Source organism: Longispora urticae (genome assembly GCF_053902585.1).
In genome coordinates this window covers 71464-86443 of record NZ_JAQZSH010000024.1, presented here as the reverse complement: position 1 = coordinate 86443, position 14980 = coordinate 71464, and the positions used below count along the sequence as shown (strand labels likewise).

The 14980-nt window shown below is 71.2% G+C and carries 14 protein-coding genes; 3 read left to right on the top strand and 11 right to left on the bottom strand.

Going from position 1 to position 14980, the window contains the following annotated elements:
- Positions 1-2: 2 nt before the first annotated feature.
- The gene (locus tag PT931_RS15255) at positions 3-1856 is read right to left on the bottom strand and encodes a bifunctional 3'-5' exonuclease/DNA polymerase (RefSeq protein WP_456246396.1); all 1854 of its coding nucleotides are present in this window, start codon (positions 1854-1856) and stop codon (positions 3-5) included.
- Between the two features lie 39 nt (positions 1857-1895).
- Between PT931_RS15255 and PT931_RS15250 the strand changes: the two genes are divergently transcribed.
- The gene (locus PT931_RS15250) at positions 1896-2363 is read left to right on the top strand and encodes an NUDIX domain-containing protein (protein WP_456246395.1); all 468 of its coding nucleotides are present in this window, start codon (positions 1896-1898) and stop codon (positions 2361-2363) included.
- A 90-nt stretch (positions 2364-2453) separates the two neighbouring features.
- On the opposite strand, the gene PT931_RS15245 is transcribed toward PT931_RS15250, so the two are convergent.
- From PT931_RS15245 to PT931_RS15225, 5 genes are all read right to left on the bottom strand, one after another.
- Positions 2454-3338 (bottom strand): carbohydrate ABC transporter permease, encoded by an 885-nt coding sequence (locus PT931_RS15245; protein WP_456246394.1) that lies wholly within the window; start codon positions 3336-3338, stop codon positions 2454-2456.
- Entirely contained in the window at positions 3338-4078 is a 741-nt protein-coding gene (locus PT931_RS15240; RefSeq protein WP_456246393.1) for a carbohydrate ABC transporter permease, read from the bottom strand. The genes PT931_RS15245 and PT931_RS15240 overlap by 1 nt, the downstream gene beginning before the upstream one ends.
- Positions 4079-4291: 213 nt before the next feature.
- The gene (ngcE, locus tag PT931_RS15235; RefSeq protein ID WP_456246392.1) at positions 4292-5725 is read right to left on the bottom strand and encodes an N-acetylglucosamine/diacetylchitobiose ABC transporter substrate-binding protein; all 1434 of its coding nucleotides are present in this window, start codon (positions 5723-5725) and stop codon (positions 4292-4294) included.
- Between the two features lie 21 nt (positions 5726-5746).
- Positions 5747-6487 carry an SIS domain-containing protein gene (locus tag PT931_RS15230; RefSeq protein ID WP_363728671.1) on the bottom strand — a complete coding sequence of 247 codons (741 nt, stop codon included), beginning with the start codon at positions 6485-6487 and terminating at the stop codon, positions 5747-5749.
- Positions 6487-7443 carry a MurR/RpiR family transcriptional regulator gene (locus PT931_RS15225; RefSeq protein ID WP_363728672.1) on the bottom strand — a complete coding sequence of 319 codons (957 nt, stop codon included), beginning with the start codon at positions 7441-7443 and terminating at the stop codon, positions 6487-6489. The genes PT931_RS15230 and PT931_RS15225 overlap by 1 nt, the downstream gene beginning before the upstream one ends.
- Positions 7444-7639: 196 nt before the next feature.
- On the opposite strand from PT931_RS15225, the gene PT931_RS15220 reads away from it, so the two are divergent.
- Complete coding sequence (locus PT931_RS15220) at positions 7640-8590, top strand: N-acetylglucosamine kinase (protein WP_456246391.1); 951 nt, start codon at positions 7640-7642, stop codon at positions 8588-8590.
- A gap of 171 nt (positions 8591-8761) precedes the next feature.
- On the opposite strand, the gene PT931_RS15215 is transcribed toward PT931_RS15220, so the two are convergent.
- From PT931_RS15215 to PT931_RS15200, 4 genes are all read right to left on the bottom strand, one after another.
- Positions 8762-10369 carry a PucR family transcriptional regulator gene (locus PT931_RS15215; RefSeq protein WP_456246436.1) on the bottom strand — a complete coding sequence of 536 codons (1608 nt, stop codon included), beginning with the start codon at positions 10367-10369 and terminating at the stop codon, positions 8762-8764.
- 1 nt (position 10370) lies between these two features.
- Entirely contained in the window at positions 10371-11159 is a 789-nt protein-coding gene (locus tag PT931_RS15210; protein ID WP_456246390.1) for a TrmH family RNA methyltransferase, read from the bottom strand.
- Positions 11160-11385: 226 nt separating this feature from the next.
- On the bottom strand, positions 11386-12390 hold the full coding sequence (locus PT931_RS15205) for an SPFH domain-containing protein (protein WP_363728675.1): 1005 nt from the start codon (positions 12388-12390) through the stop codon (positions 11386-11388).
- The gene (locus tag PT931_RS15200; RefSeq protein WP_456246435.1) at positions 12390-12758 is read right to left on the bottom strand and encodes an NfeD family protein; all 369 of its coding nucleotides are present in this window, start codon (positions 12756-12758) and stop codon (positions 12390-12392) included. The genes PT931_RS15205 and PT931_RS15200 overlap by 1 nt, the downstream gene beginning before the upstream one ends.
- A 192-nt stretch (positions 12759-12950) precedes the next feature.
- Here PT931_RS15200 and PT931_RS15195 point away from each other — a divergent pair, with 192 nt between their 5' ends.
- Complete coding sequence (locus tag PT931_RS15195; RefSeq protein ID WP_456246389.1) at positions 12951-14165, top strand: C39 family peptidase; 1215 nt, start codon at positions 12951-12953, stop codon at positions 14163-14165.
- Here PT931_RS15195 and PT931_RS15190 read toward each other — a convergent pair whose 3' ends face one another.
- On the bottom strand, positions 14166-14966 hold the full coding sequence (locus PT931_RS15190) for a DUF3097 domain-containing protein (protein ID WP_456246388.1): 801 nt from the start codon (positions 14964-14966) through the stop codon (positions 14166-14168).
- Positions 14967-14980: the final 14 nt, after the last annotated feature.

The window sequence follows — 14980 nt, the reverse complement described above, 5'->3', positions numbered from 1 at the left end:
GGCTACTTCGCGTCCGCGTAGGAGTCCACGACCGCCGCGCCCACCGGGAACAGCACCGGCGTGTCCCCGAACAGCAGCTCCCCCGCCCGCCGGGCCGCCTCCGTGACCGCCGCCGTGACCTGTCCGGCGACCCCGGCCGGGCAGTGCACGATCACCTCGTCGTGCTGGAAGAAGACCAGCTCCGCCCCGTCGATCGCCATCAGCTCCCGGCGCAGGCCCGCGACCAGCGCCAACGCCCACTCGGCAGCGGTGGCCTGCACGATGAAGTTCCGGGTGAACCGCCCCCGGGCCCGCGCCCGGGACCCGGCGTCCCGCCGACCGCCCGAACCGTCCGACCCGCTCGACGCGCCACCCCAGCCGCCGCCGGCGCCACCGGATTCCGCGCCCGGCACTCCACCGGGACCACCTCCCTGGCCCGAGCCGGCGCCGAACCCGCCACCCGTGCCTCCGCTCGATCCCGGGCCGCCGGCGCCCGGCCACCGGCCCCCACCGGCGCCCAGCCCACCGCCCTCCGCCGAGCCGCCCTCCCCGGCCCCCGGCCCGTCGAGCCCGGACCCCTCGAAGGCCCCCCACCAGCCCACCGACGGCGACGGGCACGTCCGCCCCAGCCGTGACCGGACCAGCCGGCCCTCCTCCCCCGCCCGCGCGGCCTGTTCCACGCAGTCCAGGGCCACCGGGAACCGGCGGCGCAGCGTCGCCAGCGGGGCGGCGGCCTCGCCGGACGTCTGCCCGTACATCGCGGCGAGCATGCCGATCTTCGCGCGCTGCCGGTCGCCCCCGAAGGCCTCGGCGGCCAGTGCCGCGTACAGGTCGGCGTCGCGGGCGGCCTCGGCGAGCCGGCGGTCCCCCGCCATCGCGGCCAGGATGCGCGGCTCCAGCTGGCCCGCGTCGGCGCACACGAGCACGTGCCCGGGGTCGGCCATCACCGCGCGGCGCACCACCTTGGGGATCTGGAGCGCCGCCCCGCCCCGGGTGGCCCACCGGCCGGTGACGACCCCGCCCGCCACGTACTCCGCGTGGAAGCGGCCCTTCCGCACCCACGCGTCGAGCCAGTTCCAGCCGTGCGCCACGTACAACCGGTAGAGCTCCTTGTAGACCAGCAACGGCGCGACGGCCGGATGGTCCACCTCCTTCAGCACCCAGCTCCGGGTCGACGGCAGCCGGACCCCGACCCGGGCGAAGGCCCGGACCACCTCGGCCGGCGAGTCGACGTGGAACACGGGCCCGCCGAGCGCGGCGACCACCTCGGCGGCCAGCTCGGTGAGCCGGCGGGGCGGCATGCCCGGGCCGGCCCGCTCGCCGAGCATGTCCACCAGCAGCGCGTCGTGCACGTCGGCCCGCCAGGGCAGCCCGACGTGGCCCATCTCGGCGGCGGCGAGGGCGCCCGCGGACTCCACGGCCACGAGCAGCCGGAACGCCGGGTCGGGGATCCGCGCGACCTGGGCGGCGTGCACGGCGGTCAGCGCGTCGAGGGCGTCGACCCCGGCGGGCATCCCGTCGTCGAACGGGTCGAACAGGGTCGGCTGGGCGTCGCGCTCCCGGGGCGGCGGGTCCTTGGGCACCGGCCCGCCGGTCAGCCGCGCCCAGGCGGCCCGCAGCGCACGCGGCTCGCCCCACCTCCCGTCGTGCCCGGACAGCAGGGCCTCGGTGAGGGCGGCGTCGTGGCAGGCGGTGACCCGCACCCCGGCGGCGAGCAGCTTCGGGTAGATCGCGGACGTGTCGGCCCACACCCAGCGGACCCCGGGCCGGTCGAGCGCCGCGGGGTCGGTGACCTGCTCGGTCGGCGTGCCGGGCCGGTCGAGCGCGCGCAGCCGGAAACCCCCCTCCGGGGTCTCCACCACCGCGATCCGCTCCACGGCACTGACTGTGCCACAGCCCTCTGACAGGATCTGTCCATGGCGATCTTCTGCACCCACTGCGGCACCAAGTACACCAATGATCTGTGGCCCCGGCACTGCCAGGGCTGCGGCGAGTTCACCTACCGCAACCCGCTGCCCGTGGCCCTCGCGGTCGTTCCGGTGCGGGGCGGCGGGCTGCTGACCGTGCGCCGGGACATCGAGCCGCAGCGCGGCCACCTGTGCCTGCCGGGCGGGTTCATGGAGTTCGGCGAGTCGTGGCAGGAGTCGGTGGTCCGGGAGCTGCGCGAGGAGACCACGATCGAGTTCGCCGCGGAGCAGGTGCGGCTGCACACGGTGCAGAGCAGCCAGTGGCACATCCTGGTGTTCGGGCTGGTGCCGGAGATCGCGGCGGCGCCGACGGAACTGACCGAGGAGACCAGCGGGTACGAGGTGATCTTCGGCCCCACCGAGCTGGCGTTCCCGAACCACACGGCGGTCGCGGCGGCGTACTTCGCGGCCACCTGAACCTCCGCGCGACCGGGGCGGCCCTGCGCCGCCCCGGACATGCAGCGGCCCCGTACGCCTGTGGGCAGTACGGGGCCGCGCGGCTTCGGACTACTTCACGGCGCCCTGGGTGAGACCCGACTGGATCTGGCGCTGGAAGAAGGCGTACACGAGGATCATCGGGATGATCGCCATGCAGATGCCGGCGAACAGCGGCCCCCACTTGGCCTCGTACCCGGCGGACACGGAGATCCGCGCGATGCCCTGGGTGAGCTGCCACTTCTCGGGGTCGTTGATCAGCAGCGTCGGGAACATGTACTGGTTCCATTGCCCGATCACGTTGAAGATCGTGATGCCGACCAGGCCGGGCTTGGCCATGGGCAGCATGACCCGGAAGAACAGCCGGGTGTGCGAGCAGCCGTCGATCATCGCGGCCTCGGCCACCGAGGTGGGCAGGGTGCGGAAGAACGCCGACAGGAAGAACACCGTGAACGGCAGTGAGTAGGCGATGTACACCAGGACCAGGGTCACGTACGAGTTGAGGCCCAGGAACTGGCCGATCACCGGGAAGTCACCGGTCATCTGCACGAGCTTGAACAGCGGCCCGAAGCCCAGGAAGACCGGGAAGCCGAGCCCGCCGATGATGGCGTAGTAGATGACCCGGTTGCCGATGAAGTCGTACCGGGACAGCACGTAGGCCGCCATGGAGCCGAGCAGCATCGTACCGGCGACGCCGAAGAACACGACGATCACGGTGTTGAAGAAGTAGGTACCGATGTGCGCGGTGTTCCACGCGTCGATCCAGTTGCTCCACCGGAACTCGGCCGGCCAGGTGAAGGCGTGGTCGAAGATCTCCGAGTTGTTCTTGAACGAGGAGATGAACGCCCAGAGCATCGGGAGGATGACCATCACGGCGAAACCCGCGAGCGCGATGTGACCGAGGCTCATGAAGGCGCTGGCTTTGCCGCGCGGCTTCTTCGTCATCTTCGTTCCCATCAGTACTCGATCGTTTCGCGCTTGGTGGTGGTGAACGCGATCACGGCGAAGGTCGCGGTGAGGAAGAACAACGCCACACCGAGCGTGGTCGCGTAGCCGTACTTGCCGGCCTGGGTGGACTTGTAGATCTCCTCCGACAGCACCGTGGTGCTGAAGTCGGGACCGCCCTGGTTGTTGGAGAGCACGTCGACGATCGCGAAGGCGTCGAACGCCGCGACCCCGAGGTACACCCACGCGGTCTGGATGTTGCCCCACAGCAGGGGCAGCGTGATCCTGCGGAACGTGGTGGCCGGGGTCGCCCCGTCCAGCTCGGCCGCCTCGTAGATCTCGGCCGGGATGGACGACATGCCCGCGGAGAACAGCACCACGTAGAAGCCGATGGCCTGCCAGACCATCACGGCGATGAGCATGAGCAGCGCGATCTTCGGCTCGATCAGCCAGCCGACCGGCTTGATCCCGAGCCAGCCGAGCATGCCGTTCAGCACACCGGACTTGTCCGGCCGGTACACCGACTGGAACAGCACGGCGACGATCGGGACCGCCAGGAGCTGGGGGAAGAAGAACACCAGGCGGTAGAACTTCGACCCCCTGACCCCCTGCGAGACCCCCGCCTTCGCCTTCCCCCCGACGTTCAGGAGGAAGGCGAAGAACAGGGCGATGACGAGCGTGGCCAGCGGCAGGAGCAGCAGAATGATCCCGTTGTGCGTAACAGCCTTCCAGAAGGTGTCATCGTCGAACATCTTCTGGTAGTTGGCGAGGCCAACCCATTCGGCCTTCTGGAAACCGTGCCAGCTCGTGAACGAGTAATAGAATGCCTCAACGTAAGGCAGAATCACAAAGAACACGTACAGAATTACTGGCGCCGTCAAGAAGCCGATGATAAACGGATTTCTACCGTGCCGCATGACCTGTGCTCTCCACTCGGTCTTGTAGGAAGCGACGCTTGCGCGTTACTACTTGACCTTGTTCTTCTTGATGCTGGCGTCCTTCTTGAGCTTGTCCGCGGCCTTCTGGACCCGCTCGACGAACTGGGCCACGTTCTGGTGACCGAACATGAGGGCGTTGGTGGCCGCCTTCATCTCGGTGTTCATGTCCGCGTACCAGTCGTTGATGTGGAACGTGAAGACGTCCTTGCCAGCGGCGTCGAGCGCGGTCTTCGCCGAGGCGGTGCCCGGGGTCAGCGTCGCGCCGTCCGAGGAGCCGATGACCGAGGTCAGCGAGCCGTTCAGCTTGACGAACTCGTTGGCGCCCTTCTTGGAGAGCATGATGCGCATGTACTCCAGCGCGCCGGCCTGGTTCTTCGCCTTGGCCGGGATGACGTACGGCTCACCCGCGGTGGCGTGGATGCCGGTGAAGCCGATCTTGTCGCTGGCGCCCTTGCTCGGCACGAGGGTCATCGCGTACTTGAAGTCGGCCGGGGTCTCCTTGGCCTGCTCGTTCTCGAGCCAGGAGCCGGACGGGTAGAACGCGATCTTGCCCTGGTTCTGCTGGAGCTGGACCTCGGTGTGCTTGAGGCCCTCGTGCGCCTTGTCCATGTACTTCGCGCCGATGCCGGCCCAGAACTCGAGCGAGTCCTTGATCGCGGGCACCTGCCAGGCGCCGTCCTCGAGGTTGTCGATGTTCTTGAGCACCTCGGCGCCACCGATCTTGGCGGCGTTGGAGAGGATGACCTCGAACTGGTAGTACGCGGCGTTGGCGCCCGCGTAGGCGTACGGCGTGATGCCGGCGGCCTTGATCTTGTCGAACAGCGCGGTGGTCTCGTCCCACGTCTTCGGCGCGACCCAGCTGTTCTTGGAGAACAGGGCCGAGTTGTACCAGATGCCGTAGACGGTGAACACGTAGTTGAGCTGGACGGACTTGCCGTCGAACTCACCGGACTCGATGGTGCCCGGGATCAGGGTGTCCTTGACCGTCTTCTTCGGGTCGTCGTAGGACGGGGCCGACCACAGCTTGTCGAGCGTCAGCAGCTGGCCGTCGCCGACCAGGGAGCCGATGTCGATCGCCTTGGCGCCCGAGTTGTTCAGGAAGTCCGGCGGGTTGCCACCGGCGAACCGCGGCTGGATCGTCGTGGAGATCTCGGTCGGGGCCGAGTGCTTGATCTCCGACTTCGGGAAGGCGGCCTTGTACATCGGCTCGTGGATGTCCTTGGCGTACTTCTCGCCGTAGCCACCGTTGAAGATGACGACCTCCAACGGGTCACCATCCTTCACGCCGAACGGGTTCTTGGCGTCACCGGTGTTCGAGGCGTCGGTCTTCTTATCCTCGGTGCCACCGCCGGCGCACGCGCCGAGCAGGCCGGCGGCCGGGATCGCGGCACCGATGGCAGCGGCCCGGGTGATCACCGTGCGACGGGAAACCTCACCAGGCAGGTCAGGGGTCTTGGACATTGTGTGTCTCCTCGGTTCGGGTCAGGCGGTGCGCCGGATACGTCCGGCGTACCGCGACTCGAGGGCAGTGTTGTGTTCGTCCCCACCGGGGACGTTCGCGGACAGGTACACGGGGGGTGTGTTGCCCGCAGCCTGGATCTGTCGGACGACCTCGATCGTCACGAGTTGCGCGAGAAGCGCACCCGTGATGGCCGAGACCGCGCCGACCGCACCGCCGCCTTCCAGCGGCAGCACCGCGTCGCCGTACGGCGCGCCATTGTCGAGCACCACGTCCGCGAGCTCCGCCAGCTTCAGCCCCGAAGGGTGACGCGGCGGGACGGCGGAGGAATGCTCCACGGACGTGATCGCGATCAACGGGTGACCGCGTTCCTTGATCAGTAACGCCAACTCGACCACGCTGCCGTTGATGCCGGACTGCGAGGCGAGCACGAACACGTCCTCGGGACGCGGAGCCGCCAGCTCGTACAACCGGTGCGCGATCCCCGGCTGACGTTCGAGCAAGGCGTCGAACAGCACCTCGGGGGGTTCTCCCCCGTAGATGACGATGTCCCGGAGTGCGATCCGGTTGGTGGGCACGAGCCCGCCCGCCCGGCCCGCGATCTCCATCGCGAGGCCCTCGGAATGACCGGCACCGAATGCCTGCACCACTCCGCCTGCCGCCAGCGCGTCGACGATGGCCGTCGCCGCGCGCTGGACACTGTCCGCCTGGGTGGACGCGACCTTGTCGAGGGTCTCGTGCACTCCTGCGAGAAAATCGGTCATCATTCGCCCCCGACCGTGGGGACTGCCCGGCCGCGCCGCCGGCTGGCGGTCTGCTCGTCGCGGTGCCCGGCGACGGCGTGCGCCGTGCGCTGGAACGCCGCGTGGCTGCGGTCGTGCGTACGCTGCGCGACCGCCACGTACACCAGGTCGAGGACGACCAGCTGCGAGTGCCGCGCGGACAGCGCGTCGGGCCGGAACGCGATCTCGGTGGCCGCCGTGGTGAGCACGATGTCGGCCAGTTCGCCGAGCGGCGACCGGGGGAAACTGGTGAGCGCGACGGTGGTCGCGCCGTGGCTGCCGGCCTCGGCGAGCATCTCGATCGTCTCGCGGGCCCCGCCGGAGTGCGACACCCCGAGGGCCACGTCACCGGGGCCGAGCAGCGCGGAGCTCGCGAGGCCCAGGTGCACCTCGGTCCAGGCCCAGGAGGCGACGCCGATCCGGTGCAGACAGATCTGGAGTTCCGCGCCGACGAGGGCGCTGCCGCCGATGCCGTAGATGTCGACCCGGTTGGCGTTCGCGATGGCCGTGGCCGCCGCGTCGACCGCGTCGAGGTCCAGCAGGGCGGCCGTGCTCTCGATCGCTCGCGCGTCGGCGACGATGATCTGGTTGAGCACCCGGTCCAGCGGGTCGGTCGGCAGGATCTCCCTACCGATGTCCACGCTCCAACCGGCGGCCCGGGTGGCGGCCCCGGCTTCGGCGGCCACCGCGAGCCGCAGTTCCGCGTACCCCTCGAAGCCGAGGGCCCGACAGAACCGGGTGACGGTGGCCGGGGAGGTGCCGCTGCGCTCGGCGAGCTCGACGATCGTGGCCCGGGCGGCGCGCAGCGGGTCGGCGAGCACCTGCTCCGCGACGCGCTGCAGGGCACCGGTGAGCTCCGGCAACAGGGAGCGGATCCGGATGAGGACGTTCTCGCCGACGGCCAGTTCCGTCGCGTAGCTCGGGACCTGCTCGGCCATGATCCTCACCCCTTTCCTCGATCTCGTGCCCTGTGGCGAAAATTATTACCGAAGCGACCATCAAGTCAAGCCTGTGGTTCATGTTTTCAAACTGTTACTTAACAGTCCCGGCTCGATGCCCATTACTGCTTGCTCGTTGCTTCTACCGCGCACAATATGACATGAACGTGCGCCACGCCACAGTGAGGGGTTGATCGTGTCCGATCCGTTGGTCATTGGGTTGGATGTCGGGGGTACCTCGTCCCGAGTAGTGGTCACCGACCTGAACGGTGTCCGGTTCGGCACCGGTCGCGGGGGCGGTGGGAACCCCGTCGCCCACGGCGCGCAGGCCGCCGCGGCCGCCGTCGGGACCGCCCTCGACGCCGCCCTGGCGGGGATCGACCCGGGCCGGATCCGAGCGGCGGTGATCGGACTCGCCGGGGGTGCCCAGGAGCGCCGGGCCCTGGACGAAGTATGGCCTGACCACGGCATCACCTGCCAGGTCCGGCAGATCGGGGATGCCGTGGTGGCGTTCGCCGCCGGCACCGCGAGCCCCGACGGCACCGTGCTGATCGCCGGCACCGGGGCGATCGCCGGACAGATCACAGCGCGCCGGCTCGGCCTGATCTCCGACGGCCACGGCTGGCTGCTCGGCGACCGGGGGTCGGGATTCTGGTTAGGACTGCACGCCGTTCGGGCAGCCCTCGCCGACATAGAGGAGGGCATCGGAACCTCCCTTACCGCCATGATCAGGGACAGACTCGTCGGGCAATCGGTGTTCGCGACCCGTCGCGGGCTGGTGAGCGCTCTGATCGCCGCCGCGCACACCGGACCACCGGTCACTTTATCCAGATTCGCGCCATTAGTTCTTGAAGCTGCCGCAGAGGGCGACCCGGTGGCGAAAAACCTTATCGCCGAGGCCGCCGGCTACCTGCTCCGTTCGACCGCCGCGGTCCGGGGGCCGGAGGAGACCAGCCCGATCGTCCTGGCCGGTTCGCTCCTGACCGTTCCGACACCCCTGGCCCGACGGGTACGGGAGGAGATGGGCGCCCGGTGGCCGGGGGCCGAGGTCGGGTCCGCGGTGGACGGGGCGGCGGGGGCGGCCTGGTTGGCGGCGCTGAGTCTGGATCCGGGGGCGCCGCATCCTTCGACCGTCGCGGGTGGGTGACAGGTGCTCGGCACCGGGGGCGGGGCTGGGGCGGCTCGGGTGCTGGAGGAGACGCCGGGCTGGGATCGGGCGCCGGGTGACAGGTGCTCGGCACCGGAGGCGGGGGCCTCGCGGATGGGTGGGCAGCCCTGGCCCGAGGTGGGAGGGCGGTCCGGTCCGGGGGCGGAGGGGTCAGTCGCGGAGGGCGTCGAGGGCCAGGATGGCCACGTGGAGTGACAGGCAGTCCTCCGCCGACTCCAGGTCGACCTTGAGGAGCCGGCCGATCCGGTTCAGCCGCTCATAGAACGCCGGGCGGGACAGGTGCAGCGCCGCGGCCGCCGCCGACTTGTTCCTTCCGTGGGCCAGGTACGCCCGGAGCGCGCCGAGCAGTTCCTCCCCCGGCACCCCGCCCCGGGACGCCAGCAGCGGCCCCAGTTCGCGCTCCACGTACGTCTGGAGCCGCGCGTCGCCCCGCAACAGGTGCAGCAGGCCGCGCAGGCCCACATCGGTGAGCTGGTAGTACGGGGCGGGGCGGGTCGCGTGCCGGGCCACCTGGGCCACCTGGCCGGCCTCCAACAGGCTCCGGCGCGCCTCCCGGATCTCGTCCACCCCGGAGCCGACCCCGATCAGCACCGCCCTTGTACTCATCCGGTGCACGCACTCGGCGAACGTGGCCAGCGCCGCCGGCTCCCTGTCGGCCCCCGGCAGGGCCAGCAGGACGCCCACCGCGTGCTCGTCGAGCGCCCCGCACAGCCCCGCCAGCCGGGTCTCGCGGAGCGCCGCGCCGACACTGTCCGTGAGCTCGCGGAGTTGCAGGTGCGCGGCGACGGGGCCCCGTTCGTCCTCCCGGCTGCGGAGCACGAGACCGACGAGCCGGCGGCGCTCCAGGGGGACGCCGAGCGCCTTGGCCCGCAGCGCGATCTCGGCGGCCGACCGGGAGTGCTCCAGCAGGCCGGTCAGCAGGGTCCGGTGCACCTGGCGTTCGAGGCCCTCCTCGTCCCGGCGGACCAGCCGGTCCAGCGCCAGGGTCGAGGCGGCCCGTTCGAGCAGGATGATCAGGCGGGACGGCGGCGGGCCCTCTCCCCCGCAGCGCAGCAGCAGCCGGCCCCAGTCGTGTCCCCGGGCGCCGACGACGGTGGCCAGCCAGCCGGTGGCCGGGTCGAAGCCGGTCCGGCCCTCGACCCGCAGGCCCCGGCTGAACGCCTCCCAGCCGTCGAGCAGCATCTCGGGCCGGTCGCCGGCCGCGTCGTAGCTGAGCACCTGGCGGGCCAGGTTCTCCAGGACCACCGGGTTGTGCGCGAGCTGGGCCACCTCGCGGACCACCTCGGCCGGGTCGGCGCCCTCCACCGTGAGCTCGGTGAACCGCTGGTGGATCGCCTCCGTGGCGGTCAGCTCGGCGAGCTGGGCGTCGAGGATCAGCGCGTGCACGGCCTCCGTGATCGGGACGAACGGCGTGGCCCGGTGCAACTCGATCAGGGGCAGCCCGGCGCGTTCGGCGGCGATGGCCATCGACTTCGGCACCCCGCTCGTGTACCGCCGCCCCAGCTCCACCACCAGCCCCGCGCAGCCGACCTCGGCCAGCTCCGCGATGAACGTCCGCAGGCCGGTGTCGCTGGCCGGCATGCCGATCCCGGTGGTCAGGACCAGCTCGCCGCCCTTGAGCAGGCCCGCGATGTCGGGCACCTCGGCGGAGTGCACCCAGCGGACCGGCCGTTCGAGGCCGGCGTGCCCCGCCACGACGCGCGGCGCACCGTACCGGACCGGGTCGAGGACCAGCACGTCGCGGACGGTGGGGAACATGTCAGTCGTCTTCACGGCCGAGTTCGTAGAACGCCACGGCCGCGGCGGCGGCGACGTTCAACGAGTCGACGCCCCGGCGCATCGGGATCCGGACCGGGGTGTCGCTGGCCGCGATGGCGTGCCGGGACAGCCCGGGGCCCTCCGCGCCGAGCAGGATGGCCGTCCGGTCGGTCTTGACGGCCCGGTGCAGCGGGACCGCCTCCGGGCTGGGGGTCATCGCCAGCACCGCGAACCCGTGCGCCCGGACGTCGGCGAGGGCGTGCGGCCACGGCGACAGCGTCGCGTACGGCACGGCGAACACCTCGCCCATGCTCACCCGGACCGACCGGCGGAACAGCGGGTCCGCGCACGACGGGGACAGCAGCACCGCGTCGATGCCGAGCCCGGCGGCGCCCCGGAAGATCGCGCCCAGGTTCGTGTGGTTGTTGACGTCCTCCAGCACGGCGACCCGGCGGGAGGTCGCCAGCAGGTCGGCGGCGTCGCGGTCGGGCTTGCGGTGGAACGAGGCGAGGACGCCCCGGTGCACGTGGAAGCCGGTGATCTGCTCCAGGACGGCCTGGTCGGCCGCGTACACCGGGGCGTCGGTCTCCGGGAGCTGGTCGACCCGCTTGGCGTCGACGAGGAACGACCGGGGCTGGTACCCGGCCCGCAACGCCCGGCGGAGCACGAGCTCACCCTCCGCGACGAACAGGCCGTGCGGCGGCTCGAAGGCCACCCGCAGGGCGACGTCGGTCAGCGCGCGGTAGTCGGCGAGGCGGGGGTCGTCGGGGTCGGTGATCACGATGGGCACCGCACCATTGTCCCTGACGGTGCGTGGTCGGTGTGCCCGCGCCCGTGCGCAGTCGGCGACGGCCCGCCCCGGTCCGGCCCGGTGCCCGGTAACGCCCGTTACCTGCTCGGACGACCGGCATGCCCGGGTGCGCGCCCACGGCGAACCCCGTACGGCCGGCGGAAAGACAATGACCGGCGCGCCGTCGGACGGCGGGCCGGTCACATATCGTAACCACATTATGGTTTTAGAGGGTCTTGCCGGATTCCTCGATCGCGGCGACCTCGGCGGCCGCGGCCTTCTCGATCTCCGCGATCTCCGGGTCCACGTCCTCCGCGGGGGACGTGATCGGGGTCGGACTCGGGTTGCTCAGGTCGCCGAACGCGCCGCCGAGGGCCTGTCCGATGCCGCCGAGCGCCTGGGTCAGCTCCGCCGGGATGATCCACACCTTGTTGGCCTGGCCATTGGCGATCTGCGGCAGGGTCTGCAGGTACTGGTACGCCAGCAGCTTCGGGTCCGGGTTCGCGGCGTGGATCGCGTTGAACACGGTCTGGATGGCCTTCGCCTCACCCTCGGCGCGCAGCATCCGGGCCTCCCGGTCGCCCCGGGCCCGCAGGACCTGGCCCTGGCGGTCACCCTCGGCGGTGAGGATCTGGGACTGCTTGACACCCTCGGCGGTCAGGATCGCGGCCCGGCGGTCCCGCTCGGCGCGCATCTGCTTCTCCATGGAGTCGCGGATGCTCGGCGGCGGCTCGATGGCCTTGATCTCGACCCGGGTGACCTTGATGCCCCAGCGGCCGGTCGCCTCGTCCAGGACGACGCTGAGGTGCTGGTTGATCTGGTCCCGGCTGGTCAGGGCCTTCTCCAGGTCCAGCGAGCCGATGACGTTACGCAGCGTGGTGACCGTGAGCTGCTCGATCGCCTGGAGGAAGCTGGCGATCTCGTAGGTGGCGCGGCCCGGGTCGATCACCTTGAAGTACAGCACCGTGTCGATCGAGACGACCAGGTTGTCCGAGGTGATCACGGGCTGCGGCGGGAAGCTGACGACCTGCTCGCGCATGTCGACCTTGGCCCGCACCGACTCGATCACCGGGATCAGGAGGTTCAGACCCGGGGTGAGCGTCCGGTTGTACTTGCCGAGCCGCTCGACGATGTCGTGCCGCTGCTGCGGGACGATCCGGACCGAGCGCGCGAGGATCACCACCACCAGGAATACCAGGGCGGCGACCAACACCAGGACCAGGTTGCCCATCAGTTCCTCCACACCAGCGCCGTGGCGCCATCGATTTTCATGACCTGGACGTGCTCTCCGGCCTCGATCACCTGCGTGGCGTCATAGGCCCGGGCGGTCCAGATCTCGCCCCCGATTTTGATCATGCCCGTGTCCGCCGTGACGGTCTTCAGAACCATCGCGTCGGACCCCTCGATCGCCTCCAACCCGACCGCGATCGCGCCGGCCTTACCCAGCCGGTGCTTCGTGAGCACCGGGCGGAGCAGGAGGAGGGACAGGCCGGAACCGATCCCGAACGCGACCAGTTGCGCCCAGACGGGCGCTCCCACGGCCGCCGCGCCGGCCGCGAGGAGCGCCCCGAGGCCGAACATCAGAAGAACGAACGTCATGGTGAACACCTCGGCGACCGCCAGAGCGATCCCGATGACGATCCATACCACCGCCGACTCCACGCCTCGATCGTGACAGGTTTCCCGGACGACTGCGAGTCGCCGAGGCGTTTGGGGGTACACCCAGGTGAAGTTGCTAGTGTGCCGCTAGAAAATTGCCCGGTTGGGCCGGCCTTTGGGGAGAAGCCGCGGATGTCGTACGCCACGTATTCGGAGACCGTCGTGCCCGTCGAAACACAGGGCGCGCCCCGGCACGTCGCGTACCGGGCGGCGGACCTCGCCGAGGGCCACGGCGACGGCGCGCGGCACACCCGGAGCGGGGTCGTCCTCACCCGGCCGGTCGGCACGGTGTCCTACACGGACCCGTTCGTGGCGCACGCGGCGGCGCAGGAGTTCGAGTACGGGCAGTGGACGACGGCGGAGGTCACCGTCCCGTTCGGCTTCACGGACCTGATCGCGTCCTGGGCGGCGTCGACCCCCGAGGGCACCTGGATCGAGATCGCCGCCCAGGTGCGCGGCACGGCCGGCCCGTCGAGCTGGCTGACCCTGGCCCGGTGGTCCGGGGACGACTCGACCGTGCACCCGACCTCGGTGCCCGGCCAGCGGGAGGCCACCGGCCGGGTGTCCACCGACGCGTGGCTGGCCGCCGACGGCAACGAGGGCCTGGCGTGGCGGCTGCGGGTCACCCTGCTGCGGCCGGCGGGCACGGCGCTGTCGCCCACCCTGAGCTACCTGGGCGCGATGGTGTCCGCGCTGCCGACGGAGCCGGCCGGGCCGAGCGCGCCGGGACCGACCGTGGGCCGGGTGCTGGACGTGCCGTCGTACTCGCAGCGGCTGCACGCGGGGCAGTACCCGCACTGGGACGGCGGCGGCGACTCGTGGTGCTCGCCGACCTCGACGAGCATGGTCATGCGGTACTGGACGGACGGCCCCTACCAGGACGAGTTCGCCTGGGTCGAGCCGGACTACGTCGACCGGCACGTGCACCACGCCGTCCGGCACTGCTACGACTACTCCTACGACGGGGCCGGCAACTGGTCCTTCAACACGGCGTACGCGGCCCGGTACGGTCTGGACGCGTTCGTGACCCGGCTGCGGGACCTGACCGAGGCCGAGGAGTTCGTCGCGGCCGGCATCCCGCTGGTCGCCTCGATCCGGGTGGTGGCCGGGGAGCTGGACGGCGCGGGCTACACGGCGAGCGGCCACCTGCTGGTGATCGCGGGCTTCACGGCGGGCGGCGACGTGGTGTGCCACGACCCGGCGGCCCCGGACAGCGCGTCGGTCCGCCGGGTGTACCGGCGGGCCCAACTGGAGCGGGCCTGGCTCGGGGCGAGCGGCGGGATCGTGTACGTGATCCACCGCCCGGACGTGCCGCTGCCGCCCCGGCACCCCGAGGCGAACTGGTAGCTACCGCTCCCCCGGCTCCGTCACGAAGTCGATCAGGTGCTCGACGGCCCCCAGCAGCGGCGCCTCCACGTCCCGGAAGTCGCGCACGCTGGTCAGGATGCGCCGCCACAGCTCGTACGGCTCGGCGACCCCGAGGGCCGCGCACACCCCCTCCTTCCACGGCTGGCCGCGCGGCACGACCGGCCACGCCGCGATCCCCAGCCGGGCGGGCTTCACGGCCTGCCAGATGTCCACATAGGGATGGCCGGTGACCAGGACGTGCGGGTTCGTCACCGAGGCGACGATTCTGGACTCCTTGCTCCCCGGGACCAGATGGTCGACCAGGACGCCCAACCGCGCGCCCGGGGTCGGATCGAAGGCCCGGACCGCCTCCGGCAGGTCGTCCACCCCGTCCAGCGGCTCGACCACCACGCCCTCGACCCGCAGGTCGTCGCCCCAGATCCGTTCGACCAGGGCCGCGTCGTGGATGCCCTCCACCCAGATCCGGCCGGCGCGGGCCACCCGGGCGGGGGCGCCGGGCACCGCCACGGAACCCGAGGCGGTGCGGCGCTTCTGCGGGGTCACGGGGCCGGGGGCCGGCCGGCGCAGGGTCACCACCTCCCCGTCGAGCAGGAACGCGGCCGGGAGCAGCGGGAACACCCGTCGGCGGCCGCGGCGGTCCTCCAGGACCACCCCGTCGGCCTCGTAGCCGACCACGGCGCCGCAGAAGTCGCCGGTGGCGTCCTCCACGACGAGGTCCAGCTCAGCCTCCACGGTCGGCACCTCGCGCCGCCGTCGCCAGTCTCCCGCCAAGACGTCCATGCGAAACAGGGTAG

Coding starts and splice junctions, on each gene's coding strand:
- PT931_RS15200 (WP_456246435.1), bottom strand. CDS start 12,758: ATGACGTTCGTTCTTCTGATGTTCGGCCTCGGGGCGCTCCTCGCGGCC.
- PT931_RS15240 (WP_456246393.1), bottom strand. CDS start 4,078: ATGTTCGACGATGACACCTTCTGGAAGGCTGTTACGCACAACGGGATC.
- PT931_RS15190 (WP_456246388.1), bottom strand. CDS start 14,966: ATGGACGTCTTGGCGGGAGACTGGCGACGGCGGCGCGAGGTGCCGACC.
- PT931_RS15225 (WP_363728672.1), bottom strand. CDS start 7,443: ATGGCCGAGCAGGTCCCGAGCTACGCGACGGAACTGGCCGTCGGCGAG.
- PT931_RS15245 (WP_456246394.1), bottom strand. CDS start 3,338: ATGGGAACGAAGATGACGAAGAAGCCGCGCGGCAAAGCCAGCGCCTTC.
- PT931_RS15205 (WP_363728675.1), bottom strand. CDS start 12,390: ATGGGCAACCTGGTCCTGGTGTTGGTCGCCGCCCTGGTATTCCTGGTG.
- PT931_RS15195 (WP_456246389.1), top strand. CDS start 12,951: ATGTCGTACGCCACGTATTCGGAGACCGTCGTGCCCGTCGAAACACAG.
- PT931_RS15230 (WP_363728671.1), bottom strand. CDS start 6,487: ATGACCGATTTTCTCGCAGGAGTGCACGAGACCCTCGACAAGGTCGCG.
- PT931_RS15250 (WP_456246395.1), top strand. CDS start 1,896: ATGGCGATCTTCTGCACCCACTGCGGCACCAAGTACACCAATGATCTG.
- PT931_RS15215 (WP_456246436.1), bottom strand. CDS start 10,369: ATGTTCCCCACCGTCCGCGACGTGCTGGTCCTCGACCCGGTCCGGTAC.
- ngcE (WP_456246392.1), bottom strand. CDS start 5,725: ATGTCCAAGACCCCTGACCTGCCTGGTGAGGTTTCCCGTCGCACGGTG.